At 53.2% G+C, this 2,694-nt stretch carries 3 protein-coding genes; 2 read left to right on the top strand and 1 reads right to left on the bottom strand.

The annotated features are described in order from the left end of the window. The coding region (locus Q3886_RS09895; RefSeq protein ID WP_301861304.1) for a hypothetical protein at positions 1 to 191 on the top strand (191 nt) is incomplete at its 5' end. Positions 192 to 373: 182 nt separating this feature from the next. Here the strand turns inward: Q3886_RS09895 and Q3886_RS09890 are convergent. Next, the gene (locus tag Q3886_RS09890) at positions 374 to 1,744 is read right to left on the bottom strand and encodes an MATE family efflux transporter (RefSeq protein WP_301861305.1); all 1,371 of its coding nucleotides are present in this window, start codon (positions 1,742 to 1,744) and stop codon (positions 374 to 376) included. A 163-nt stretch (positions 1,745 to 1,907) separates the two neighbouring features. Between Q3886_RS09890 and Q3886_RS09885 the strand changes: the two genes are divergently transcribed. Next, the coding region (locus Q3886_RS09885) for a LysR family transcriptional regulator (RefSeq protein WP_301861303.1) at positions 1,908 to 2,694 on the top strand (787 nt) is incomplete at its 3' end.

Below are 2,694 nucleotides of genomic sequence, written 5' to 3'. Positions count from 1 at the left end.
TCTTCGGCGACGGCCATACAGGAGAGTATATCTATCTGCCTGGCGGCGAAGTCGGTACGGACCATCCCCTGTGCGTCTTTGAACACGACGGAACGAAAGAAGATATTTCTCTGGAACAGGCAGGATATCTCATCGATCACCTGACACTCAAGCCGTGCAGTCACCCCTCTCTGGGAGCCCGGTCGTTTTAAGGATTACAGTGACAGTCAGCGCGTCACAAAACTATCTGTACATACGAAAAAGACAGTTCCAGCCACAGGCTGGCAACTGTCTTTTTTTGCTGTTTTATGCGCCCAAACTGGCCATACAGCATCTGTATGTACAGCTGAAAACCAGCCTGCACCGCCCGTAACGGCAGGCTGAACCGGCCCGGTTATTCCGTGCACAGACGGGATCGGTCAGCAGCCATGGCCGTACGCAGGTGATGCTGAATCCACAAATAGGCAATGACGATGCTGATGGCTGCCAGGATATAGCTGACAGGATAGGCCATCATGAGCCAGGAAAAGGTCGTATCTTCCGGGAATACAAACAGGAGCCATACAATTCGTACGCCGCAGGAAAATAAAATGCTCAGAAAAGCCGGTGCCGTTGAGTATCCCTGGCCCCGCAGGGCACCGGACAGTACTTCAATAACCAGTGCTATGCCTTCGCAGGCCGCAATGAGGCACAGCCGGTATGATGCCACATCCAGAACAGCCGGATCTGTCGAAAATAATCGGGCCAGTTCCCGACTGAACACGATGGCCAGCATACTGAATAAAATCGTACAGACTGCGCCCAGACCGAGGCACCATTTCGTGGCGGCAATACACCGGTCCAGCTTATGAGCGCCCAGATTCTGACCATTGGCAGTTACACAGGCCTGGCCAAACCCCATAATCATATAGTATAAGAATACTTCCAGATTCAGGCCAATGGTCGAGCCGGCGACAACGACGGCCCCCAGGCTGTTGATGCCGGACTGAATGACAATATTGGCAATATTAAACACCATTCCCTGCAGGGCCGCCGGAATACCGACGGCCAGAACGGCCCGTACGAGGGATGGTTTCAGGCAGAGGGCGTTCAGATGGACAGCCAGATCTCCGGAATCCCGAATGAGCAGGACCAGCAGCAGAAGGGCGCTGCATATATTGGAAATCAGGGTAGCAATGGCTACGCCTTCTACATTCCAGTGACAAACGATGACAAAAAACAGATTCAGCACAATATTGAGCAGGCCTGATAGTACCAGCACATACAGGGGGCGGCGCGTATCGCCGTTTGCCCGCATGATGGCTGCTTCAAAATTGTACAGCATAATGAACACGCTGCCGGCAAAATAAATGCGCAAATACAGGACAGCCATATCCATCAGGTGCTCTGGCGTATCCATCCACCGGAGCAGCCATGGCGCACTGAGCTCGCCGACAATCATGACCAGAAACCCGCTGAGCAGAGCAATAGTGACAGCCGAGTGGACGGCATCGTGAATTTCCTGTTTCTGACCGCTGCCGATTTTCATGGCAATAATGGCATTGGCGCCGACAGATAAGCCGGAAAATACCGTAATAAACAGCATGACAACCGGTCCGGTACAGCCGACAGCTGCCAGGGCGTCACTGCCGACGAGCCGCCCCAGTACGGCAATGTCTGCCGTATTAAACAGTTGCTGCAGTATATTCATCAGGACCAGTGGCAGAGCCAGCAATAAAAGTTTATCCCACAGTCTGCCTGCCGTTAAATTCATTCCTTGTTTCATCAATACAATACCTTCCTTTCTAAAACACTGTTCAGACCACAGACTTGCCGTGATTTGGTCTACAGTGGTATTATACGGATAACGCTGTATCATGTCTAAGCCCTGTTATACATGGTGTACCATGGTTTACAGGAATGGTATTTTCTACAAAGGAGGCGTACTGATGGAATTACGCTTATTAACATATTTTCTGGCCGTAGCTCAGGAAGGAACTATTACCAGGGCAGCTGAAAGGCTGCACATTACCCAGTCTTCCCTGTCCCGCCAGATTATGGAGCTGGAAACAGAAGTCGGCAAATGCCTGTTTATCCGCGGCAAGCGCCGCATTACTCTGACCGATGAAGGGATTCTCCTGCGCAAGCGGGCTGAAGAAATCCTGCAGCTCTGTGCCAAGACGAAGCGGGAGTTAGCGCAGAACGATGTGCTGCAGGGAGAGATTTCCATCGGCGGCGGCCAGTCTGATGCTGTACTGCAGGCAGCATCCCAGCTGGCGGCACTGTACCCGGGCGTCCGCTTTCGCCTGTGCTGCGGCGATGAAGTGGAAATTACGGAGCATCTTGACCAGGGAACGCTGGATTTCGGCGTTCTCCTGGAACCGGTCAATGCCTCCCGATACGACAGTCTTTCTTTACCGGACCAGGACAGCTGGGGATTTTTCATGTCTCCCCATCACGAGCTGACACAGAAAGAATGGATTACGCCGCAGGATATTGCCCGACAGCCCCTCATCATTCCGCAGCGCCCAGGTCTCCAGCAGGAACTGGCCGCCTGGGCCGGCATCCCCATCAATCAGCTGCACATTATGGCTACGTTCAACTTACTGTACAGCAATCCGGCCGGACTGGTACGAAATGGTCTGGGCTGCGCTTACGGGCTGAGCAAGCTTCTCGCCCCGTCTCCGGAGTTCTGTTTTCGTCCCCTCTATCCGCCGCAGCAGGTCCACTATGCCC

It is taken from the genome of uncultured Megasphaera sp., assembly GCF_958350005.1.
Classification (GTDB): Bacteria; Bacillota; Negativicutes; order Veillonellales; family Megasphaeraceae; genus Megasphaera.
This window is presented reverse-complemented; position numbering and strand designations above follow the sequence as displayed.

Excerpts from the sequence above, each read along its gene's own strand:
- Q3886_RS09890 (WP_301861305.1), bottom strand. The coding sequence starts at position 1,744 with ATGAAACAAGGAATGAATTTAACGGCAGGCAGACTGTGGGATAAACTT.